Raw genomic sequence first — 21,589 nt, forward strand, 5'->3', positions numbered from 1 at the left:
GATCGCGCACCGGTCCCCGCAATCCAAGGGGTTCCTCGGAGAACGACCAGGTCGCCCGTCGCCTCCCAGGCCGTGACACACCCGGACGGCCTGCCCGGTACTACCTGTGACCCTACCTGACGTGGCCATCCGGCAACGCCGGGAATCGCCGCCAATAACTTACTGTCGAGAAACTTACTATATAGTAAGGAATGGTCGATAAGGTGGTGCTGCACCCAGCTTGACCTGGAGTTGGGCAATTCCTGACTCGCTCCGCACGGGCAAAGACCGACGCTGACCCGGGGCCGGATCGGCGCAGACGTTACAGTGGCTGTGGCGAATTCGGGAGGCTGGGTGTTCTACACGTTCATGACGCGCGTGGTGCGTCCGATCCTCTGGCTGCTATTTCGACCCCGCGTCATCGGCGGTGAGCACGTGCCTCACTACGGTCCGCTCATCGTGGCGAGCAACCACCTGTCGTTCATCGACAGCTTCATCATCCCGCTCGCCGTCCCGCGGCCGGTCACCTACATCGCCAAGGCCGCCTACTTCGAGGGCAGCGGGTTCAAGAGGGGCTTCGTCCGCTGGTTCCTGACCAACCTCGGGCACGTGCCCGTGCGGCGCGGCGCCCGGCGGGCCGCGATGGGCGCGCTCGAACAGGGCGCGGAGGTCCTTCAGAACGCGGGTGCGTTCGCCATCTACCCCGAGGGCAGCCGCTCCCCCGACGGACGGCTCTACCGCGGCCGCACCGGCGTGGGATGGCTCGTCCTGGAGACCGGGGCCCGGGTCCTGCCCGTGGCGCTGGAGGGCACCGAGAAGATCCAGCCGATCGGCGCGTCCATGCCGCGCGTGTTCGGCCCCCGGCCCACCGTGCGGATCGGGCCCCCGATGGACTTCTCCCACTACCGCGACCTGCCGCCCGGCAAGGCGCGCCGCGCCATCGCCGACGAGATCCTCGAAACGATCCAGAAGATGTCCGGGCAGGAGTACGCCGCCGAGTACAACGACCGCGCTGAAGAGGGCTGATCCGGAAAGTTCGCTTTCGTCGGAAAGTGATTTCGTCCGGAAGGCGTGTCTTCCGCCGTCTCCCGCCCCCGGTCCGCCTAGGGTCGCGGCCATGGCGCACAGGCTCTTCGGAATCATCCTGCTGTCCTCGGCCGCCGCGATCACCGCGTGCGGCGGCGGCGCCGAACGCGCCCGTCCGGTCCACGGCACCGCCCCGGCCGACGTCGCCGGTGTCGGCTACACCTCCGCGCAGCTCGCCCAGGCGCTCCTCGACCACCTTCCCGGTCACCGCCGTGTCGGCGAGCCCGACTACGGGGAGTACGGCACCCTCACCGCGATCCAGAACGCCGCCAGGCTCCAGCGGGAGACCGAGACCGACAGGCGCGCCTGCGGGACGAGCCGTCCCGGCGCCGCCGTGCCCGTCGACGCCCCGGCCGCGCTCACCACGTTCACCAGGGAGGGCCTGACCGTCACCGAGACCCTGATGGGCATGTCCGCCGCCGACGCCGAGAAGCAGGTCAACGCCCGTGTCCCCGCCGACTGCCTGCGGTTCCGCACCAGGCTCGGCACCGGCCGCTGGGCCGAGCACCGCGTCGTCGAGGCCCCGAAGGGCGACATCGGCGAAGGCTCCCGCACCGTCGGCGTGTCCACGGTGACCGGCACGGTGAGCGGTGCTGTGAGCGGCACGGAAGCCGGCGCCGCGAGAGGCACGCGAAGCACCACGGCCAGGGGCGCCGTCCGCACCCGGACCTGGTACGTCGTCGTCCGGGGCCGCCACTACCTCGCCACGATCACCGTCCACGGCCCGTCCGCGACGCGCGCCGACGCCGAGGACCTGGCCCGAGCCGCCGTGGAGCAGGCGGGACGCGTCCTCTGACCGCTCAGTGGGCCAGGGCCTGCGCCACGTACACCGTGCGCGGCGGGTAGAACTCCACCACGACGACGATCGTCCCGACGCCGAGCTCCTCACGGGGATCGACGGGGTGCGCGTAGAACGCCTCGACCCCGCCCCGAATCGGGATCATCACCTCCCCGACCGTGCCCGGACCGACTCTGCCGGTCACCCGGCCCTCCCTACCGATCAAAGGGAAACCCCCGGTGGTGCGACACGCCCGGAGCCGTTCTCCGCGCAGACGTTAAGCGAACGCTATCCGTAAGACCCCGCCTCCCGCACCGTCCCCCGGCCCGGTCCCCGGCCCCGGCAAGCGTGGAAAACGACACGGAACGTTCCCGCACAATGAGGTACATCTAAGGCGAACCAATCAAGTGGCCGCTGCGTCTATGGGTGAACGCAATCAAGCCTGACCCGGGGGCAGGTCCGCCCACAACAGAAGAGGAGGGGCCCTATGCCCGTGCTCGTGGTGGCGATCGCAGCCGTCGTCGCCCTCATCGTGTTGATCGTTCTTTTCAAGATGGTCTGGCGCGTCGCGGAGCCGAACGAGGCGCTGATCATCTCTGGGCTGGGGGCCAGGTCCAAGTCCACCACCGGTGTGGACAGCCTCGGATTCAAGATCGTCACCGGTAAGGGCACCGCGGTCCTGCCCGGCTTTCAGACGTCCCGGCGGCTGCGGCTCGACAGCCGCGCCTCCAACCTCGAAGTGAACTGCGTGACGCAGCAGGGCATCCCGGTGAAGGTCCGCGGCGTGGTCATCTACAAGGTCGGCGACGACTTCGTCTCGATCGCCAACGCCGCGCGCCGCTTCCTGGAACAGCAGAAGTCGATGGACGGGGCGATCCACGAACTGTTCACCGGCCACCTTCGGTCGATCATCGGCAATCTCACCGTCGAGGACCTCATCCTCAACCGCGAGCGGCTCACGTCCGAGACCCGCGGATCCGCGGCCGACGAGATGAGCAAGCTCGGCCTGGTCGTGGACTCGTTGCAGATACAGGAGATCGACGACGAGACCGGCTACATCAGGAACCTCGGCCGTCCGCACGCGGCCCGGGTCGCCGCCGCGGCCCGGATCGCGGAGGCCGAGCGCAACCAGGAGGCGACCGTCCGCGAGCAGGAGACCGAGCGGGAGAACGCGGCCGTCATCCGCGACACCGAGATCAAGAAGGCCGAGTACGACGGCCAGGTGAAGCAGGCGGCGCAGCAGGCCCGCCAGGAGGTCATCCTCAAGGAGACCCGCAACGCCGAACTGGAGGCCGAGCGCACCGAGAAGCGGCTGGAGAGCGAGATCCGCAAGCCCGCGGACGCACGCGCGTACGAGCAGGTCAAGCTGGCCGAGGCGGAGCGCGAGGAGAAGATCGCGCAGGCCCAGGCCGCGGCGACCGAGATCCAGCTGCGGGCGGCGCGGGAGGCGGAGGCCACCCGGCTGCGCGGTGAGGCCGAGGCCCACGCGACCCGGCAGAAGGGTCTCGCCGAGGCCGAGGCGATCAAGGCCAGGGCGGAGGCGCTGGCCGAGAACACCGACGCCGTCATCGCGCAGCAGCTCGCCGAGCAGTGGCCGCAGATCGTCGAGGCGGGCGCGGGCGTGTTCGGCAACGTCGACAACATGGTCGTGCTCAACGGCGCCCAGGGCATCGAGGACATGCTCGCCAAGGCGCTTACGCTCGGCGGCACCGGCCTCGGCCTCGCCCGCCAGCTCCTCGGCAACCTCGAAGTCCAGAACGGCGCCCAGAAGGCCGTGCACGCCCACAACGGCGCCACCCCCGCCGTCCCCGCCACGGTCCCGACCGACCCCCCGAAGGACGACGACTGACGTCCCCTCTCCCGAAGGCCCGGGCCCGCGCCCGGGCCTTCTCCGTTCAGACCGGGTCCGTTCACACCGGTGGATCGGAGACGTCCTCCCCCTAGGATTTCGAGCATGCCCGTCCCGCGCCTTGCCGTGTCCGTCGATCTCGTCGTGCTCACCGTGCGGGAGCACCGGTTGTGCGCGCTGCGGTGGCGACGGGACCGTGAGCCCTATCTGGGGGCCTGGTCCCTGCCGGGCGGGTTCATCCAGCTCGACGAGGACCTTCCGGCCGCCGCGTCGCGGCTGATGGCCGAACGGGCCGGACTCGCGGACGTCCGGATCCACCTGGAGCAGCTCGCCACGTACGGGTATCCGGACCGTGACCCTCGGCAGCGGGTGGTCAGCGTCGCGTACCTGGGGCTGGCGCCGGATCTGCCCGCGTCCAGCCGCGCGCAGGTGCTGTGGACGGCCGTGGACGACCTGCTGCACCGCGACAGGGCCGCGTTCGACCACCGGCGCATCCTGTGCGACGGGATGGAACGGGCGCGGGCGAAGCTGGAGTACACGTCGCTGGCCGCCGCGTTCTGCCCACCGGAGTTCACCGTCGCGGAACTCCGCCGCGTCTACGAGATCGTCTGGGGCACGAGCCTCGACCCACGGAACTTCCATCGGAAGGTCACCGGAGCGGACAGATTTCTCATACCGACCGAGCGGACGACGACCCGGGACGGTGGCCGACCCGCCCGCCTGTACCGGCGCGGGGACGCCGAGCAGCTGCGTCCGCCGATGTTGCGGCCCCGGGGCCGTGACCTGGGGTGACGTCACGGTCATCCAGGGACGGTTGCTATTTTCGCTGCCTATGAACGGTGAGTCGCCCGAAATGCTCAGCCTGCTCGTCCGGGACATCGGGGAGGCCGGCGTCGCGGAGATGGCCGGGTCGCCGGGGCTGGCCGCGGCCGTCGACCAGCATGTCGCGGGCCTCACGGAGGAGCTCGGCCCGCCGGGTGAGCCGCCCGGCGAGGACGATCTGATGGGGTACCTGCGGGATTTCGCCGAGGACGCGTTCAACCGGGGCTGGTGGCCGGACAACACCCGCGACTGGGAGTTCGTCCGCATCGTGGCCCTTTGCTGGATGATGAGGGACGCTGCGTAGGCTGGGGACTCATCACCCCTGTGCTAACTGGAGGACATCGGTGTCCGAGGCAACGACTCCGCGCTTCCGCTCCGTCCTCGACCGGTTCGTGGCTTACAAGCCCGGCAAGGTCGCCATGTCACCCGAGGGCCGCTCGTTCAAGCTGTCGTCCAACGAGTCGCCGCACGGGCCGCTCCCGTCGGTCGTGGACGCGATCGGCGAGGCGGCGAAGAACGTCAACCGGTACCCCGACAACAACGCGACCGCGCTGACGGAGGCGATCGCCGCGCACTACGGCGTCCCCGCCGACCATGTCGCGGTCGGCTGCGGCTCGGTGGGCATGACACAGATGCTGCTGGAGGCCGTCGCGGAGCCGGGCGCGGAGGTCGTGTACGCGTGGCGGTCGTTCGAGGCGTACCCGCTGCTGGTGTCGCTGTCGGGCGCGACGCCCGTCCAGGTGCCGCTGCGGGACGAGACCCACGACCTGACCGCGATGGCCGACGCCATCACCGACCGGACCCGCCTGATCTTCCTCTGCAACCCGAACAACCCGACGGGAACGATCGTCCGGCGCGCGGAGATCGAGGCGTTCCTCGACCGTGTCCCGTCCGACTGCCTGGTCGTCCTGGACGAGGCGTACCGCGAGTACGTCCGCGACGACGAGGTCCCGGACGGCCTCACCCTCTACGGCGACCGCCCGAACCTGGCGGTCCTCCGCACGTTCTCCAAGGCCTACGGCCTCGCCGGCCTCCGCATCGGCTTCCTCGTCGCGCACCCGCTGGTCGCCGGGGCGATCCGCAAGACGTTCCTGCCGTTCAGCGTGAACTCGGTCGCGCAGGCGGCGGGCGTCGCGTCCCTGGCGGCGACCGACGAACTTCTGGAACGCGTCGAGGGAACGGTCAAGGAACGCGACCGCGTCCGCGACGCCCTCCTCGCGGACGGCTGGAAGGTCCCCCCGACCGAGGCCAACTTCGTCTGGCTACGCCTGGGCGACCGCACGATGGAGTTCTCCGACGCCTGCGACGCCCAGGGCATCAGCGTCCGCCCGTTCCCCGGAGAAGGCGCAAGAGTCTCCATCGGCTCCTCCGACGAAAACGACGCCTTCCTCGCCGTAGCCACTGCCTTCCCCCACCGCAACTAACCCCCGGCGACCGGACCGCCCCGCCTCCGCGTCAGCGCCCGCGAACGTCCTTGAGTGGGATGTCGAGGTCGAACGGCGAGGTGAAGGCGATCCGGTCGTGGTGGATGCCGGTGGAGACGTATCGTCCGGTGGCGTCGTCGAGCTCATAGGTGTAGATCGCGAACGCCGGTGCGGTCTGGTCCGTCTCCACCCGCCAGTAGTGCCGGATTTCCGCCTCCGCGTACAGTTCCGGGTGCGTCCGCCGGTCCTTGCGCTTGGTGGACGGCGACACCACCTCGGCGACGAGGGTGACGAGCTCCGCAGGGATGGGACGCTCGTAAGGGTCGTGGTCGGCGGAGTACACGACGATGTCGGGGGCGATCTCGACCGGCTCGTTCTCGTCGTCGTCCAGGAGAACGTCCACGTCGGTGTCGACCTGCCAGGCGGCGGGGGCCGTGTCCTCGATGCGGGTCGCCAGGCGCCGCGCGATGCGTTGGTGGATCGGGCGAGGCCGTGGGCTCACGACGAGTTCTCCGTGGATGAGGCTGACACGAGCCGGGAGGTCTTCGGGCAGCGCCTCGAACTCCGCTCGCGTCCAGGTGTCACCGGACGGCAGGGGCAGAGTCAGCGCTTGCATGGCTCGGGACGCCTCCGGGTCGGTACAGATTCTCGGTACTAAGTCAGCGTACCTTCGGGGCGTTGGGACGTGGGGGGAGCAGGGTGAAGCCCCGGGCTGGGCCCGGGGCTTCGGTGTGCGTCAGGGGGTCTTGGTGGGACCCAGTTTCTCGACGATGAGGCGGTAGAGCTGGCGGGGGCGGCCGGGCTGCGGGGTGCGGTTCGGGGGGAGCGGCCAGGCGAGCCCCTCTTCGACGAGGGTGCGCAGGAGGCGGCGGGCCGTGCGCGGGGTGACACCGAGCATCTTTCCGGCGTTCTCCGCGTCCACGATCAGCGGCTGTTCCTGGTCGCCGAGCTTGTCTGCGAGGCGGGCTAGGATTTCGAGGCCTTTGGGCTTGGCCTGGGGTTGGGTGCGTGGCGGTGTTCGGGGCGCGGGGACGAGGGCGCGGCCGTCGCGGTCCAGGGCGAAGCCCTGGGCGCGCTGGGAGCTCTGGGAGCGGGCGAGGGCGGCGCGGGCGTGGTTCTCCGCCTCGTGGGCGGTGCGGCCCATGCCGATGCCGACCTCGATGGCGAGGCCGAGTTCCTCGCGGACGCGTTCGACGAACGGCGGCGTCCGGAAGCCTTCGGTGGACGCGGTGACCGAGCCGCGCGTCGCGATGACGAGGTAGCTGTGGTCGTCCAGCGGCCAGACGGAGGCGTTCATCCGGTGCGCCTCCTGGAGGAGGACGCGGTGCAGGGCGAGTTTCAGCTCGTCGCGCCAGTAGCGAGGGGTGACGCGGCGGGGTGTCTCGCGCAGGGTCGGGACGTCCACCAGGACGACGACCAGCTGGGACTCTTCCAGGCGGTGGTGGGCGCCGAGCAGCGCGGCGGTCTGCAGGGAGCTGCGGATGGCCGCGCCGGTGGGACGGACGCGGATGGTCGGCACCCCGGCCATCTCCATCCGTTCCGCGGTGGCGTGCACGCACGTCATCGCGACCGTCGTGGCGCCGCGGCGCCACAGCCGTTCGTGGAAGGCGGCGAGCGTGCCGGGGCCCGCGGACTCCTCACGCAGATGCACCTGCTCGGTGCCCAGACTGATCTCGGAGTACGCCTCCTCGACCTCGGCACGGCCGAGCACGTCGATGCTCACCCTGGCCGGGTCGAATCGGTCGTCGAGTGAGGCGCGTAGTAACGCGCCCTGGAGTGCCGCGCCGTTCAGCGGCACGTAGGTGGCGGGCATCGTGAGCACGCCCGCCTTGCGGGCGAAGTCGTACGGGACGGGGCTGGCGAACAGGCACACGTCCACGCCCGATCCCAGCCGTACTACTTTGTCGGCGGCCTCCTGCTCGTCTCTGTATGCGGCGGCCACCAGCCGGCTCGGTACCGGCGTGGGGCCGTGGCCCATCAGCATGACTCTTTCGACCAGGTCATGCGGGCCCACGACGCCGATCGTGAGGTCGGGGGTGACCGACCCCGTTCGTGCGGCCGTCATCGATGATCGCTCGCTTCCGGTCCATCCTCTCGGCGGGGGTCCGGCCCCGACCACGCGTTCGCGCACGATCCGCCCAACGGTTGTCTCATGGCTTTCGCCCCTGCCTTCTGACCCAGCACCGCGGTCCTCGTTCGGTATTCGCCTCCGTTCAGGCCCCCCAGCCGTGCGGCCTCGGCCGCCGACCGCCCCGGAAGGGATGGGAGCCCCTTAGCGGGCAGATCGGGTCGGGGCCACGGTGTGTGACGCTCAGACGCGAAATCGAATCAAGGGTGCGGCGAAAAAGTAACCTACGGGACCCCCTAGTCAGTAATTTGTCACCATTCGGCCAGTCTTGATCCTGCATCTTCGGTCGTCCGAAGTTGAAAAACAAGACCCGAAATCTACCGGGAAGGGTGCTTCTGGCGCAGTTGCGCTCCGAGGCGACTTCCATGATGCCCGTTCGAGGCGTGTGGGACCGAAACCCGTCCGTCCTGATGACGCCATGGACCGAAAGACGAGTGATCCGTTGGAACTGGGCCTTCAGGGAGACCGGTGATTTTCTACCGGGTTTCGGCCCGTCCGTACCGGACCGTTCCAGGGGTTTCTTCCCAGTTCAGCGCGGTATGCGTCGACAGGAGAGCACGTTGGACGCAAGCCATGAGTAGCCGGAGCATCACACAACGCTGAACATTTTCCGCGCCCGAGGTTACTCGGGTCGTCAGGAACGGCACCCGAGTTGGTCAGGACGGGGCCACATTCGGCCGATTGAGGCCGTCAGCGCGGCGTCGTACGGAACGACGCCGCGCCGGAGGACGGTCAGCCGACCTCGCGGACGATCTCCGCGCCGAGCTGGGAGAGGCGTTCGGCGGTGTGGGCGTGCCCGCGGTCCAGGTAGTAGGCGGAGGTGATCGTCGTCTCGCCCTCGGCGGCGAGCCCGGCGAGGACGAGGGCGCTGCCGCAGCGCAGGTCGTGGGCCTCGACCTCGGCGCCGCGCAGGCCGCGCGGGCCGTTCACCTTGGCGCGATTGCCGTCCACCTCGATGTCCGCGCCCATCTTGGTCAGCTCGTCGGCCAGCTTGAACCGGCCGTCGAAGATCCGCTCATAGATGTAGGAGGGGCCCTCGGCGAGGCAGGACAGCGCCATGATCGGCGACTGGAGGTCGGTGGCGAAGCCCGGGTACTCGTCGGTGATGACGTTGATGGGACGCAGCGTCCGGTTCCGCCGGACCTGGAGGACCGCGCCCTGCTGGTGGAAGTCGACGCCCATCTGCTCCAGCTTGTCGGCGGCGACGCCGAGGTGCTCCAGCGTGGCGCCGACGAGGTTCAGGTCACCGCCGGTGATCGCGGCGGCCATCACGAACACGCCGGTGTCGATCCGGTCGGGCATCACCGTGTGCTCGACGGCCGTCAGCTCGTCCACGCCCTCGACGGTGATGAACCCGGTCCCACCGCCGCTGATCTTGGCGCCCATCGCCTGGAGGATCGCGATGTTGTCCAGCACCTCGGGCTCCAGCGCCGCGTTCTTGATCAGCGTGGTGCCGCGGGCGAGGGCCGCCGCCATGATCAGGTTCTCGGTGCCGGTGTGGGAGGGGGTGTCGCAGTAGAGCGTCCCGCCGCGCAGGTCGCCGGCCTTGATGTGGATGATGCCGTCGCCGTTGTCGGCCACCTGCTCGGTGACCGTGGCGCCCATCCGTTTGAAGCCGTTGTAGTGGAAGTCCAGGTTGCGGCTGCCGAGGTTGCAGCCGCCGACGCCCTCGATGACCGCCTCGCCGAGCCGGTGCAGCAGGGCCGGGACGAACAGGAACGAGCCGCGGAACCGGGACGCGATGTCGGCGGGCAGCACCGGGCTGCTCAGCGACGAGGCGTCGATCACCAGCGTGCGTTCGGTCTCGTGCAGTTCGGCCTTGGCGCCGATGGCCCGCGCGAGTTCCACCGCGCGCCGGACGTCCTCGATGATCGGTACGTTGCGCAGAACGGTGCGTCCCGTGCTCGCCATCAGCGAGGCGCCGATCATCGGCAGGACCGCGTTCTTGGCTCCCTGGACGAAGACGGTGCCGTGCAGTTGACGACCGCCGCGCACGCGGTAGCGAACCTCGTGGCCCATACTGCCTTACTCCTTTTCGGTGCGGGAAACGTGCCTGCCAGTGGGAGCACGAGGGCCGAGCGCGCCGAACGGTCCCCCCTCTGCGCCAACGCGACCCCAGTAAACCATCGGGCCGGGAGTGTGAGATCCGGCCCGCCGTCCTGTGGGCATCAGTCTGTCCGTTGGGATGCCCGCCGAACAGAGAAAGTTCGCGGTCGCAAGCGAACTACCCGGATCATGTTCAGGAATGCCGTTCTGACGGGCGACGGTGTTCCAAGACTTCCACCGGATCGCCAAGGGCGAGACGACCGAGGGTGCGGGGCACGCAGTTCTGGCCGAACCGGATTCCACGGTCGCGGGTGCGGTACGTGGCGAGCGTCCGCAGTGGTTCGCAGCCTCGTTCACCGGTGTCCTGGTCGGTGGTCGTGACGACGCAACGGCCGCACGGTTTGATCATCTCGATGACGGTCTCGCCGATGCGCAGCAGGCGGACGTCGTCCTCGCCGAACGCGCCGAGCCCCTCGACGACGAGGCTGGGCCGGAACCGGTTCATCGGGAGCGGCTCGTCCAGCCGGGAGTTCAGGTCGGCGAGCGACTCGGCGGAGATGACCAGCAGCGGGTACCCGTCGGCGAACATCAGCTCACCCTGACCGCGTGAGGTGGAGCGGTTTCCCGTGAAACGCACCAGGCGGCAGTCCTGGTCGAGGAAGGACGTGAACCACGCCGCCGCCTCATCGCCCTGGTCGACGCCCTGGCACTCCGTCCGGTGGACGGTCACGTCCAGGACGTCGCCGTCGTCCACGGCCTTGTGGACGAGTGGTGCCGCCGCGCCCACACCGTTCACCGTGAGGACCTCGCCGTCGTACGACGGGCGCAGCAACGCCATCCGCGAGAGATCCCGCTGGGACATGAATCGCCCGGTCGGAGTGACGAGCATGAACTCGCGGTCGAACGGCACGCCCCTGGCGGTCAGCTCCGCGCTGTGCAGGGCGGTGCCACGGGCGCCTTTGAGCGGGTAGGCGTTGATTTCGGTGAGTGTCGCCGTCAATGTCGCCGTCAATGTCGCCGTCAATGTCGCCGTCAATGTCGCCGTCAATGTGCCTCCGGTCGCGTGTCGTTACTGAAGCGCGGTCAGCCGGGCGAAGACGGGGCCGAGCCGCTCGACGAACCGCTCGGGACGGCAGACCTCGTCCAGGCGCGCCTCGTCCAGCTTGAGGCCCTTCTCGGCGGCGTGCCTGCGGAGCGTCTCGCGGAACGGCGTGCCGGTCTCCCAGGTGTCCATCGCCGCCTGCTGGACGAGCGGGTACGCCTCGTCGTCGCGCGACATCCCCGCCTCCACCAGCTCAAGCAGCACGGTCGAGGTGTAGATGAGGCCGCCGGTCGATTCGAGATTGGCCCGCATCCGCGCCTCATCGACGACAAGTCCGGACATGAGGCGGTTCGTCAGGTTCAGCATGTAGTCGAGCGCGATGGACGCGTCCGGCAACGCGATCCGCTCCGTCGACGAGTGCGAGATGTCACGCTCGTGCCAGAGCGGAATCCCCTCCAGGACCGGGACGATCTGCGCCCGCACGATCCGCGCCATCCCCGCCAGCCTCTCGGAGATGATCGGGTTCTTCTTGTGCGGCATCGCCGACGAGCCCTTCTGGCCCTTCCCGAACGGCTCCCACAGCTCGCGGACCTCCGTGCGCTGGCCGTGCCGCACCTCCAGCGCGATCGCCTCGCACACCGTCGCCATGATCGCCAGCGTCGACACCCACTCGCTGATGCCGTCCCGCAGGACGACCTGCGTCGACACGTCCGCGGGCCGGAGGCCGAGCTTCCGCGCCACGTGCAGCTCGACGGCCGGGTCGATGTTGGAGTACGTCCCGACGGCACCGGAGATCGCCATCACGCCGACGGCCTCGCGGGCCCGCCGCAGCCGATCCCGGGACCGGGCCATGGCGAACGCGAAGTCGGCGACCCGGTGGCCCCAGACGTCCGGTTCGCCGTGGATGCCGTGCGTCCGCCCGACCCGCAGCGTCGCCTTGTGCGCCAGCGCGTGGTCGCGCAGCGTCGCGACGAGCGTGTCCGCCTTGGCCAACAGGATGTCGGTCGCCTCGACCAGCTGGATCGCCAGCGCCGTGTCGAGCAGATCGGACGACGTCATGCCGAAATGGACATACCGGGCCGCCTCGCGCGGCTCGGTGTTGTCCGCCCACGCCGACAGGAACGCGATCACGTCATGCTGTGTGACCGCCTCGATCGCGTGCACCGCCTCCGGCGTCGGCGGCGGCGCCGCGCGGACCGGTTCCACCACCTCCGGCGGGATCGTGCCGGCCTCGGCGTGGGCCTCGACCACCAGGGTCTCGACCTGGCACCACAGCTCGTACTTGTGCGCGTCGCTCCAGACGCGTCCCATCTCCGGAAGCGTGTACCGTTCGATCACCCGACGATTGTCCCAGGTCGCGCGGCCCGCCTGCCGGGCGGGTCGTCACGCGTCGTTCACCGCGCGCAACGCGATGTCGGTGCGGTGATGCGAACCCCGCAGACCGATCTTCGAAACGGCCGCGTAGGCGGCCTTCCGGGCCGCCGCCAGGTCGGAGCCGGTGCCCACGACGTTCAGGACGCGCCCACCCGAGGACACGAGACGTCCATCCTCGTTCAGGGCCGTACCCGCGTGCAGGACGTACGCGCCGTCCACCGCGGCCGCCTCGTCCAGTCCGGTGATCTCGTCGCCCTTCACCGGCGCGGACGGATACCCCTCGGCGGCCACGACCACCGTCACCGCCGCCCCGGGACGCCACTCCGGCCGGAACGCCGGGTCGAGGCCACCCAGCGCGCACGCCTGGAGGAGCTTCCCGATCGGAGTCGCCAGCCTGTCCAGGACGACCTGCGTCTCCGGGTCACCGAAACGCGCGTTGAACTCCACGACCCGCACGCCCCCGGACGTCAACGCCAACCCCGCGTACAGGACCCCCACGTACGGGGTCTCGCGGCGGCGCAACTCGTCCACGGCGGGCTGGACGACCGTGGACATGACCTCGTCCACCAGTTCGGGCGGCGCCCACGGCAGCGGCGTGTACGCGCCCATCCCGCCCGTGTTCGGGCCCTCGTCACCGTCGTAGGCGCGCTTGAAGTCCTGCGCGGGCAGCAGCGGGACGGCGTGCTGACCGTCGCACAACGCGAACAGGGAGACCTCGGGACCGTCCAGGAACTCCTCGATCACCACCCGCTCGCAGCCGGCGGCGTGCCGGGACGCGACCGCCCGGTCCTCGGTGACGACGACGCCCTTCCCCGCCGCGAGCCCGTCGTCCTTCACCACGTACGGCGGGCCGAACGCGTCCAGCGCCTCCTCCACCTGCGCGGACGTCTCGCACACCCGCGCGGTGGCGGTCGGGACCCCCGCCTCCGCCATGACCTCCTTCGCGAAGGCCTTCGACGCCTCGATCCGGGCGGCCTCCCGGTCGGGCCCGAAACACGGGATGCCGACCCTGCGCAGCGCGTCGCCGACACCGGCGACCAGCACCGCCTCCGGCCCGACCACCACGAGCTCCACCCGCAGCCGTCCCGCCAGCTCCGTCACCGCCACGGGATCCGTCGGGTCGAGCCAATGATTCTCCGCGATCTCCGCCGTGCCCGGGTTGCCCGGAGCACAGTGCAGAGCGGTGACGACGGGGTCGCGATGCAGGGCGCGGGCGAGCGCATGCTCGCGGCCACCCGATCCAAGGACGAGTACTCGCACGTGACGCGAGCTTACTGGGCCCGGCCCACCGGTAAGGGGCTGAGGCGACCGTCACACCCCGCCGTGTGAACCTCTCCGTTCCGGACGGCGTCCTAAATGTCGGCTGGTAAGCTTCCACGGGCTTGGCTGCCCGCTGTCGGGACGCGTGAAAGGAGGTGGTCGGGATGAGTCCTGGTGATCCTTGCGGTTCGCCGGAAAACCCTCACAGTCCGAGCAGGACTGTCCGACCGTCCGCCTCTCTCTGGCGTCCGGCCACGCCTCCAGCGCGCTCCCCTCTCTAACCCCCGGGTCGAGCGCGCGCTCCGCGCGTGGCCGGCGGGTTAGGAGCACCTCATGGCCATGACACGAGTTCGCCCCGGTCGCGTGCTGTTCAAGACGCGTGGCCGCCCGAACGGCGTCCCGGCGCCGCGACGCGACTCCGCCGTGATCGACTGGGCCGCCTACATCGACGGGCACCGGGCCTCGACCGAGACCGTCGCCGACGCCGTCCGCCTCATCCGCGACGGCCGCCTCACCGCCGACGGCGACAGCGCCGGGTTCGTCTGGGTCGGTCTCCATGAGCCGTCCGCCACCGAACTCACCGAACTCGCCGAGGTCTTCGGCCTTCACCCCCTCGCCGTCGAGGACGCCATCCACGCCCACCAGCGTCCCAAGCTGGAGCGCTACGACGACGTGCACTTCGTCGTCATGAAGACCGTCGGCTACGTCGCCACCGACCCCGGCGGCACCGAGGTCGTCGAGACCGGCGAGATCATGATCTTCTGCGGTCCCGACTTCGTCGTGACCGTCCGGCACGGCGCCCACGGCGCCCTCGGCCCCGTCCGCCGCGACCTCGAAAAGGACCCGGCCCGCCTCGCGCTCGGCCCCGCCGCCGTCCTGCACGCCGTCGCCGACCGCGTCGTCGACGGCTACGTCTGTGTCGCCGACGCCGTCATGGAGGACATCGACGAGGTAGAAGAGGCGGTCTTCTCCCCGGAACGCACCGACGAGTCCCGCCGCATCTACCGCCTCAAGCGCGAGGTCATCCAGCTCAAGCGCGCCGTCGGCCCCCTCGCCGGTCCGCTGCGCAACCTCTCCGGACGCCGCTTCGTCCCCGCCGAGATCAAGGAGTACCTCCGCGACGTCGAGGACCACCTCACCCGCGTCCGCGAACAGGTCGAGGCGTACGACGAACTCCTCAACCCCATCCTCCAGGCCCACATGACCCAGGTCACCGTCGCCGACAACCGCGACATGCGGAAGATCTCCGCCTGGGGCGCCATCTTCATGGTCCCGACCGCCATAGCGGGCGTCTACGGCATGAACTTCGACTTCATGCCGGAGACCCAATGGCGCTACGGCTACCCCATGATCCTCGGCGTCATCACCCTCGCCTGTCTCTCCTTGTACCGAGGCTTCCGCCGCAACGGCTGGTTGTAATCCCTCGAAGTGACGTCGAACTCGTGGACAGCCGTGAGCCGCCGAGGGCCTTGATGGTGCTTGGGGAACGCGTTAGGGGCGTGGGGGGTCGTCGCGGAGGAGGGGGCAGGACATGCAGCGGGGGCCGCCTCGGCCGCTGCCCAGTTCGCTGCCCGTTATTCGGATGACCTCTATGCCGGACGCCTCTAGCTGGGCGTTCGTTTCCATGTTGCGTTCGTAGGCCACGCAGACGCGGGGAGCGACGGCGAGGGTGTTGTTGCCGTCGTCCCACTGTTCGCGTTCGGCGGTGACGGGGTCGAGGCCGGTGTCGATCAGCTTGAGACGGTCCAGGCCCATCGCGTCGGCGGCTGCTTGGAGGAATGGGCGGGGCTCGGCGATGTGGAGGTCGCCGTTGGTGAGGGTGACCTTGTAGGCGGTCAGCGAGTGCGCCACGGGCGGGTACATGACGACGGTGTCGACGTCGACCATGGTGCAGACCGTGTCCAGGTGCATGGTGGCGCGTTCCTGGGCGATCGGGACGGCGAGGACGGTGTGCGCGAGGCCCGCGCCGATCACCTGGCGGGCCAGGCGTTCGACGCCCGCGGGGGTCGTGCGTTCGCCGGTGCCGACGGCGAGCACGCCGGGGGCGAGGAGCAGGACGTCCCCGCCTTCGAGGTGTTCGAGGGACGGCGTGTACACGGGGAGGACGCCGGCGAAACGCGGATGGTGGGCGTAGATCAGGCCCGTGAGCGCGGACTCGCGGCGGCGGGCCTCCATCGCCAGGCTCGTCACCGCCACCCGGTCGCCGATCCACGTGCTGTTGTCGCGGGTGAACAGCAGGCCGGGCAGGGGGTCGATGATGAAGTCCAGGCGGTCCATGAGGCGGTAGACGAGGCCGTGGCCCGCCTTCAGCTCCTCGTGCGCCAGGCCCGCGATGAGCGTGTGCGCGAGGTTCTCGGGATCGAGGTCCCGCAGGTAGGCCTCGACGACGCGGCGGAGCTGGTCGCCCAGGCGCAGGTCGACGACGGCGTCCGCGATGGCCTGCTCGCGCGCCGAGTCGTACTCCAGGGCGTCCTGGAGAAGCTCGGTGACGTAGAGGACCTCCACACCGCGTGACCGCAACGCCTCCGCGAAGGCGTCGTGCTCCTCCTGCGCCCGGCCCACCCACGGGATCGCGTCGAACAGCAGCTTGTCGCTGTTGCGCGGGGTCAGCCGCTTCAGTTCCGCGCCGGGACGGTGCAGGAGGACGGTACGGAGCCGTCCCACCTCGCTGGTGACCCGATACTCCCTCACCCTTCGCAGTCTAGGCCGTGGATCTTCACCGGATTCCCTGTGCCACCATGCCGAAATGATCAAAACGGCCGCGCTGCCGTCGCACCTCACGTCGGCGACGCTGCTGCGGGTGTCCGCCGAAGGGGTCGCGACGGCGCTGGTCCTGACCGTCGAGGCGCGCACCGGGAACGCCGCCACCGCCGGATACCTCCAGACCGCGATGACGCTTCCCTACGTGCTGAGCGGCCCACTGATCGGGAACGCGTTGGACCGGGTGGCACGGCCGCGCGGAATCGCCGTGGCGCTGGCCGCCGGATACGCCGTCGCGACCGCGCTGCTGCTGGCCACGGCCGGACGGTCGCCGCTGGTCCTCGCGCTGCTCGTCGCGGCGGTGATCGGCTGTACCGAGCCGATCGTGGTGGCGTTGACCAGCCTGCTGCCCCGGTTCGTCCCCGAGAAGGGGCTTGCTCGCGCGTACGGGTTGGAGGCGTCCAGCTACAACGTGGCCGCCATCGCGGGGCCCGGTCTCGCCGCGGGCCTCGCCGCCCTGGCGGGCGGTCAGTACGCCGGGGTCGCCGTCGTCGCGGTGGGGTTCGTCGGCCTGCTCACGCTTCCGCTGCTGCGCCTTCCCGGCCCGCAGGTGGACGTCGTTCCCGGGGCGGGGGTGAAGTCGGTGATCACGGGCGGGCTGGTGGTGCTCGTCGAAGGGCGGGTGCTGCGGGCGCTGACCGCGGCGACGACGCTCGCGTGGACGGGGTTCGGCGGGGTCGCGGTGATGGCGGTGCTGCTCGCCGAGCACATCGGCGCACCGCCGAGCGCGGGCGGGCGGCTTCTCGTCGCGCTGGCGGTCGGGTCGCTGATCGGGTCGCTCGCGTCCAGCAGGTGGCTGAAGGCCCGGCACGCCGAACCCGTCATGCTCGTCGGGCTCGTCGCGTTCGGCGTCTCGCTCGCCGCGCTGGCCGTCGCGCCGTCGCTGACATGGGCGACGGTCGCGTTCGTCGCCGCGGGTGTCTGCGAAGGGCCGGTGTTCGCGGCGACGCTGATGCTCCGGCAGCGGGAGGCCCCGCCCGACCGGCTCGGCCAGGTCAACACGACCGCGGGCAGCCTCAAGATCGGCGCTTCGGCGGTCGGGGCCGCGCTGACCGCCGCGTCCGCCGACGCGATCGGCGCGGTCGGGCTGGTGCTGGCGATCGCGGCGTTCCAGGTGGGCGGGGCGCTCGTCGGGCTGCTTCTCCTGCGCGCCCCCACTGCGGAGAAGCCGGTCGACGCGCTGGAAACGGGTTCGTAAGCGGGCTCTCGCGGGGTTCGGCGGGACGGAATCGGGAGAGGGAGCGCACTTCGGGGGCGAATCACTGGCGGGTGCGATCTTGATGTGGTGGGATTTCGACATCGTCCCCGGTTGACCCCCCTTTTGGAGAATGCGTGCGATCTCCCCGCGCCCTGATCCCCCTTCTCTCGATCTGTGCCGCCGCCGCGGTCGTCACCGCGGCCGCCACCGGCGCCAGCATCGAGGGCCTGCCGGGCGGCGGTGGATCCGCGCTCGCCGACGGCGCGGCGACCAGCCCCGACGCCGTCACGATCAAGGCGATGACGTGGAACGTGTGCGGGGACGCCAAGCCCGGCTGCCCGCTCGGCGCCGCTCCGACCCGGCTCACGAAGGAGATCGCCCAGCGGATGCGGGAGACCGAGGTCGGCGGACGCAAGGTCACGACGAACGCCGTCCTGTTGCAGGAGGTCTGCGAAGGGCACGTGCGCGCGTTCAAGAAGGTCGAGCGGCTGTCCACCTGGACGTGGGCGTTCGCCGCGCCGCCCAAGGGCTCGTCCTGCTCGAACGGGCAGGGCCGCCGGGGGGTCGCGATCGGGACCGAGGCGCCGCTCGTCGACGCGCAGCCGACCGGGCTGCCCGGACGGGAGCAGATCGCGTTGTGCGGGGAGGTGCCGTCCTGGGCGACCCGGGTGTGCGTGACCCGGTTCGAGGCGGGGGGCGCCGAGGGGCGCCGTAAGCAGGCCGCCGCGCTCGCCGAACTGGCGGGCGGTGGCCGGGTGCTGTTCGGCGGCGACCTCGGCGACACACCGGAGAGCCCGGCCCTCGACCCGCTGTACCAGTCGTACGCGGAGTGCGACCAGTCCGGGACGTCCCGGTCCGGGGCGAGCACCCGCCAGGACTGGACGGGCGCCGCGGTGGCGAAGACGGACTACCTGTTCATCACCAGGTCGGCGGCGGTGTCGTGCAGCGTCCCGGCGGAGCGCGTCAAGGCGTCCGACCACCGGCCGCTGTCGGCCGTGGTGCGTTATCGCTAGCTAGTGGCTCTTCGACATCTTGGACACGACCGTCACGGCGAGGACCACCAGGACGGCGATGAAGCCGACGAAGAAGAAGAGCTTCAGCATCGACAGGATCGCGCCGATGGCGGTCATCGCGAGCCACACCGCGAGAATGACACCGAGGACGGTCAGGATCGTCTTACCCATGGGCACCACCGTAGGCGCTCGTCGGGTCAAGGTCATCACTCTGGGGGACGACCCTGCCCGGCCCATCCCCCGACGTTCGGCGGAGGGCCACCCTGAGACCACCCCGGGGCCGCACCCTGACCTGGGGCGGGAGGCGGCTGGTAGGACGGAGGCGGCATCGGCGGCCCGGGAACGGGAGGCTGGTACGGCGGTTGCGCGCCGGGCGCGGCGAAGGGTTGGCCAGGCGGCGTGAAGGGCTGCGGGCCGGGTGTCGAGGCGCCCGCGACCATGAGGACGCGCAGGCCGCCGACCGCCGCGGCAGCGAGGGGCGCCAGCAGGTCCCAGCCGTAGAAGCGCGGCTTCAGCGCCTGGACGACGAAGTCGGTGGGCACCGCGCCGCGGCTGAACAGGTAGCTCAGCAGCCCGGTCCGGGTGGCGACGTACAGGGCGATGTACGCGCAGATCGCCGCGACGATCGGCGCGACCGGCCCGCGCGGACGGGTGAGCATGATGCCCGCCGCCGTGACGAGGCCGACGAAGACGCACTGGATCGCGTAGTAGGCGGTGGAGTGCCGGAAGGCCACCAGCAGGGTCGTCTCGTACAGGCCGACGAACGTCATGATCGCGCCGAGGGCGGTGGCGACCGCGCCGCCGAGGAGGATGAGCGCGAGGACACCGGCCAGAGGGGTGGTGGTACGGGAGCGAACCATCGGGCCATTAAATCGGCGATCATCCGGGATCGCTAAGGCCGCCGGGGTGTGTCGTGATCATGTCTTACGAGGTGATGACGGCCGAGGTGGACGGGTCGCCGATGGCCGTAACGTGAGGTCGTGAACTCGGTGAACCCTCCCGGCCGCGTCCTGGTGGTCGACGACGACCCGACGGTCGCGGACGTCGTCGCCCGCTACCTGACTCGCGACGGGCACGACGTGGCCTGTGTCGCGGACGGTCCGGCGGCGCTGCGCGCGGCCGTGGACGATCCGCCGGACCTTGTCGTCCTCGACCTGATGCTGCCCGGAATGGACGGCCTTGAGGTGTGCCGGCGGCTCCGCGAGACCTCCACCGTCCCGATCGTGATGCTGACGGCGCTCGGCACGGAGACCGACCGGCTCGTCGGCCTGGAGACCGGCGCCGACGACTATGTGACGAAACCGTTCAGTCCGCGTGAGCTGGCGTTGCGGGTCCGATCGGTGCTGCGGCGGGCGAGGGGCGCGCTCACCCCGACCGGGCCCGTGGGTCCGCTGCGCGACGGTGACCTCGCCGTGGACGTCAGCGCGCACGAGGTCGCTCTGCGCGGCGAACTGCTGTCGCTCACGTCCCGGGAGTTCGACCTGCTGGCGTTCCTGCTCCGTCACCCCCGGCAGGCGTTCACGCGGGAGCGGCTCCTCGAACGGGTGTGGGGCTGGACGTTCGGTGACTCGTCCACCGTCACCGTGCACGTCCGGCGGCTGCGCGAGAAGATCGAGGACGATCCGACCGCGCCGCGCCGCATCGTCACCGTCTGGGGCGTCGGCTACCGGTACGAGCCCACCGAACCCGACGGCACCGGGGCCGCCTCATGATCCCGTTCCCGGACCTTGTCCTGGTGGTGTCCTACGCGGCCCTCGCCGCGTCCGTCGTCGCCGCCGTCGCGCTCGGCGTCCTGTTCGCGCTGCGGAGCCGGTCGGTCGCCGTGCAGTTGGTCGTGGTGTGCGGGGCGACCGTGCTGGCGACGATCTCCGGCATTCTGGTGATCTCGTTCCTGATGCTGCTGAACGACCATGACCGTTCGGTCGTCCTCGCGGTGGTGGTGTCGGCGGGCCTGGTCGGAATGGCGGTGTCGGTCCTGCTCGGGCGTCGCCTCGTGGCCGCGAACCGGACGCTGGTGGAGGCGGTCCGCGCCGACCGGTTCCGGGCGCCGTCCGCGACGCTGCCCGCCGAGCTGGCGGAGCTGTCCGGCGAACTGGAGGCCGCCTACGACCGGCTCGCCGCGTCCCACGCACGCGAGCAGGCCCTGGAGGCGAGCCGCCGGGAGCTGGTCGCCTGGGTGAGCCACGACCTGCGCACGCCGCTGGCCGGGCTGCGGGCGATGGCGGAGGCGTTGGAGGACGAGGTGGTCGCCGACGAGGGCACCGTCCGGCGGTACCACGGCCGCATCCGCGTGGAGGTGGAGCGGCTCACCGAGATGGTGGACGACCTGTTCGAGCTGTCCCGCATCCACGCCGGGGCGCTGCGGCTGTCGCGGCAGTGCGTCGGCCTCGCGGACCTGGTCGCCGACGCGGTCGCGGGCACGGAGGCGCTGGCCCGCGCGAAGGGCGTCCGGCTGCACGGCGACGTCCGGGCGGGCCTGCCCGTCGAGGTCGACAGCGGCGAGCTCGGCCGCGCGCTCCGCAACCTGGTCGTCAACGCGATCAGGCACACGCCGAGCGACGGCGCCGTCGAGATCATCGGCGAGGTGCGGGGCGGGGAGGCGCGGGTGACGGTGGCGGACGCCTGCGGCGGCATCCCCGAGGAGGACCTGCCGCGCGTGTTCGACGTCGCGTTCCGCGGTGAGGCGGCCCGGACGCCGGGCGGCGGCGCGGGCCTCGGCCTCGCCATCGCCCGCGGCATCGTGGAGGCGCACGCGGGCGAGATCGGCGTCGCCAACGACGGCCCCGGCTGCCGGTTCGAGGTCCGCCTGCCGCTGACCGTCTGAGCCGGC

At 70.7% G+C, this 21,589-nt stretch carries 21 protein-coding genes; 11 read left to right on the top strand and 10 right to left on the bottom strand.

Features of this window, described 5'->3' with window-relative positions; translation table 11 throughout:
• Positions 1–333 precede the first annotated feature (333 nt).
• Both D0T12_RS00590 and D0T12_RS00595 read left to right on the top strand, forming a co-directional pair.
• The gene (locus D0T12_RS00590; RefSeq protein WP_233525771.1) at positions 334–1,005 is read left to right on the top strand and encodes a lysophospholipid acyltransferase family protein; all 672 of its coding nucleotides are present in this window, start codon (positions 334–336) and stop codon (positions 1,003–1,005) included.
• Positions 1,006–1,096: 91 nt separating this feature from the next.
• Positions 1,097–1,861, top strand: coding sequence for a hypothetical protein (locus D0T12_RS00595; protein WP_117397268.1), 765 nt, complete (start codon positions 1,097–1,099; stop codon positions 1,859–1,861).
• A 4-nt stretch (positions 1,862–1,865) separates the two neighbouring features.
• Here the strand turns inward: D0T12_RS00595 and D0T12_RS00600 are convergent, their stop codons facing one another.
• On the bottom strand, positions 1,866–2,048 hold the full coding sequence (locus D0T12_RS00600) for a hypothetical protein (protein WP_117397269.1): 183 nt from the start codon (positions 2,046–2,048) through the stop codon (positions 1,866–1,868).
• A gap of 282 nt (positions 2,049–2,330) precedes the next feature.
• Here D0T12_RS00600 and D0T12_RS00605 point away from each other — a divergent pair, with 282 nt between their 5' ends.
• The 4 genes from D0T12_RS00605 (at position 2,331) to hisC (ending at position 5,938) form a co-directional block, all read left to right on the top strand.
• Positions 2,331–3,692, top strand: a complete 1,362-nt coding sequence (locus tag D0T12_RS00605; protein WP_117397270.1) for a flotillin family protein — start codon at positions 2,331–2,333, stop codon at positions 3,690–3,692.
• 105 nt (positions 3,693–3,797) lie between these two features.
• Positions 3,798–4,484 (top strand): NUDIX hydrolase, encoded by a 687-nt coding sequence (locus tag D0T12_RS00610; RefSeq protein WP_117397271.1) that lies wholly within the window; start codon positions 3,798–3,800, stop codon positions 4,482–4,484.
• Positions 4,485–4,524: 40 nt separating this feature from the next.
• Positions 4,525–4,818, top strand: a complete 294-nt coding sequence (locus D0T12_RS00615) for a DUF6401 family natural product biosynthesis protein (protein ID WP_147339325.1) — start codon at positions 4,525–4,527, stop codon at positions 4,816–4,818.
• A gap of 40 nt (positions 4,819–4,858) precedes the next feature.
• Complete coding sequence (gene hisC, locus D0T12_RS00620; RefSeq protein ID WP_117397273.1) at positions 4,859–5,938, top strand: histidinol-phosphate transaminase; 1,080 nt, start codon at positions 4,859–4,861, stop codon at positions 5,936–5,938.
• Positions 5,939–5,969: 31 nt separating this feature from the next.
• Here hisC and D0T12_RS00625 read toward each other — a convergent pair whose 3' ends face one another.
• From D0T12_RS00625 to purD, 6 genes are all read right to left on the bottom strand, one after another.
• A complete protein-coding gene (locus D0T12_RS00625) occupies positions 5,970–6,554 on the bottom strand; it encodes a Uma2 family endonuclease (protein WP_117397274.1) in 585 nt (194 codons plus the stop codon).
• Between the two features lie 120 nt (positions 6,555–6,674).
• A complete protein-coding gene (locus tag D0T12_RS00630; RefSeq protein WP_117397275.1) occupies positions 6,675–8,003 on the bottom strand; it encodes a transcriptional regulator in 1,329 nt (442 codons plus the stop codon).
• A 795-nt stretch (positions 8,004–8,798) separates the two neighbouring features.
• Positions 8,799–10,085 (bottom strand): UDP-N-acetylglucosamine 1-carboxyvinyltransferase, encoded by a 1,287-nt coding sequence (murA, locus tag D0T12_RS00635; RefSeq protein ID WP_117397276.1) that lies wholly within the window; start codon positions 10,083–10,085, stop codon positions 8,799–8,801.
• 220 nt (positions 10,086–10,305) lie between these two features.
• Positions 10,306–11,124, bottom strand: a complete 819-nt coding sequence (locus D0T12_RS00640; protein ID WP_233525772.1) for an MOSC domain-containing protein — start codon at positions 11,122–11,124, stop codon at positions 10,306–10,308.
• A gap of 57 nt (positions 11,125–11,181) precedes the next feature.
• Positions 11,182–12,492, bottom strand: a complete 1,311-nt coding sequence (gene purB, locus D0T12_RS00645) for an adenylosuccinate lyase (protein ID WP_117397278.1) — start codon at positions 12,490–12,492, stop codon at positions 11,182–11,184.
• 45 nt (positions 12,493–12,537) lie between these two features.
• The gene (gene purD / locus D0T12_RS00650) at positions 12,538–13,788 is read right to left on the bottom strand and encodes a phosphoribosylamine--glycine ligase (protein ID WP_117397279.1); all 1,251 of its coding nucleotides are present in this window, start codon (positions 13,786–13,788) and stop codon (positions 12,538–12,540) included.
• Positions 13,789–14,121: 333 nt separating this feature from the next.
• Here purD and D0T12_RS00655 point away from each other — a divergent pair, with 333 nt between their 5' ends.
• On the top strand, positions 14,122–15,207 hold the full coding sequence (locus D0T12_RS00655; RefSeq protein WP_117397280.1) for a magnesium and cobalt transport protein CorA: 1,086 nt from the start codon (positions 14,122–14,124) through the stop codon (positions 15,205–15,207).
• Between the two features lie 72 nt (positions 15,208–15,279).
• On the opposite strand, the gene D0T12_RS00660 is transcribed toward D0T12_RS00655, so the two are convergent.
• Positions 15,280–16,479, bottom strand: a complete 1,200-nt coding sequence (locus tag D0T12_RS00660) for an arginine deiminase (RefSeq protein WP_117397281.1) — start codon at positions 16,477–16,479, stop codon at positions 15,280–15,282.
• 55 nt (positions 16,480–16,534) lie between these two features.
• Between D0T12_RS00660 and D0T12_RS00665 the strand changes: the two genes are divergently transcribed.
• Together D0T12_RS00665 and D0T12_RS00670 are read left to right on the top strand one after the other, a co-directional pair.
• On the top strand, positions 16,535–17,746 hold the full coding sequence (locus D0T12_RS00665; protein ID WP_117397282.1) for an MFS transporter: 1,212 nt from the start codon (positions 16,535–16,537) through the stop codon (positions 17,744–17,746).
• Between the two features lie 134 nt (positions 17,747–17,880).
• On the top strand, positions 17,881–18,759 hold the full coding sequence (locus D0T12_RS00670; RefSeq protein ID WP_117397283.1) for an endonuclease/exonuclease/phosphatase family protein: 879 nt from the start codon (positions 17,881–17,883) through the stop codon (positions 18,757–18,759).
• Here the strand turns inward: D0T12_RS00670 and D0T12_RS35710 are convergent, their stop codons facing one another.
• Together D0T12_RS35710 and D0T12_RS00675 are read right to left on the bottom strand one after the other, a co-directional pair.
• Positions 18,760–18,930 (bottom strand): hypothetical protein, encoded by a 171-nt coding sequence (locus D0T12_RS35710; RefSeq protein WP_199487218.1) that lies wholly within the window; start codon positions 18,928–18,930, stop codon positions 18,760–18,762. It lies immediately after the preceding gene.
• Between the two features lie 35 nt (positions 18,931–18,965).
• Entirely contained in the window at positions 18,966–19,619 is a 654-nt protein-coding gene (locus D0T12_RS00675) for a hypothetical protein (protein WP_117397284.1), read from the bottom strand.
• A gap of 120 nt (positions 19,620–19,739) precedes the next feature.
• On the opposite strand from D0T12_RS00675, the gene D0T12_RS00680 reads away from it, so the two are divergent.
• Positions 19,740–20,471: a response regulator transcription factor gene (locus tag D0T12_RS00680; RefSeq protein WP_117397285.1), complete on the top strand. Its 732-nt coding sequence runs from the start codon at positions 19,740–19,742 to the stop codon at positions 20,469–20,471.
• The gene (locus D0T12_RS00685; RefSeq protein ID WP_117397286.1) at positions 20,468–21,583 is read left to right on the top strand and encodes a sensor histidine kinase; all 1,116 of its coding nucleotides are present in this window, start codon (positions 20,468–20,470) and stop codon (positions 21,581–21,583) included. The genes D0T12_RS00680 and D0T12_RS00685 overlap by 4 nt, the downstream gene beginning before the upstream one ends.
• Positions 21,584–21,589: the final 6 nt, after the last annotated feature.

It is taken from the genome of Actinomadura spongiicola (genome assembly GCF_003432485.1).
GTDB classification, from domain to species: Bacteria; Actinomycetota; Actinomycetes; order Streptosporangiales; family Streptosporangiaceae; genus Spirillospora; species Spirillospora spongiicola.

Coding starts and splice junctions, on each gene's coding strand:
- D0T12_RS00595 (WP_117397268.1), top strand. CDS start 1,097: ATGGCGCACAGGCTCTTCGGAATCATCCTGCTGTCCTCGGCCGCCGCG.
- D0T12_RS00605 (WP_117397270.1), top strand. CDS start 2,331: ATGCCCGTGCTCGTGGTGGCGATCGCAGCCGTCGTCGCCCTCATCGTG.
- D0T12_RS00610 (WP_117397271.1), top strand. CDS start 3,798: ATGCCCGTCCCGCGCCTTGCCGTGTCCGTCGATCTCGTCGTGCTCACC.
- D0T12_RS00615 (WP_147339325.1), top strand. CDS start 4,525: ATGAACGGTGAGTCGCCCGAAATGCTCAGCCTGCTCGTCCGGGACATC.
- D0T12_RS00625 (WP_117397274.1), bottom strand. CDS start 6,554: ATGCAAGCGCTGACTCTGCCCCTGCCGTCCGGTGACACCTGGACGCGA.
- D0T12_RS00630 (WP_117397275.1), bottom strand. CDS start 8,003: ATGACGGCCGCACGAACGGGGTCGGTCACCCCCGACCTCACGATCGGC.
- murA (WP_117397276.1), bottom strand. CDS start 10,085: ATGGGCCACGAGGTTCGCTACCGCGTGCGCGGCGGTCGTCAACTGCAC.
- D0T12_RS00655 (WP_117397280.1), top strand. CDS start 14,122: ATGGCCATGACACGAGTTCGCCCCGGTCGCGTGCTGTTCAAGACGCGT.
- D0T12_RS00665 (WP_117397282.1), top strand. CDS start 16,535: ATGATCAAAACGGCCGCGCTGCCGTCGCACCTCACGTCGGCGACGCTG.
- D0T12_RS35710 (WP_199487218.1), bottom strand. CDS start 18,930: ATGGGTAAGACGATCCTGACCGTCCTCGGTGTCATTCTCGCGGTGTGG.
- D0T12_RS00675 (WP_117397284.1), bottom strand. CDS start 19,619: ATGGTTCGCTCCCGTACCACCACCCCTCTGGCCGGTGTCCTCGCGCTC.
- D0T12_RS00685 (WP_117397286.1), top strand. CDS start 20,468: ATGATCCCGTTCCCGGACCTTGTCCTGGTGGTGTCCTACGCGGCCCTC.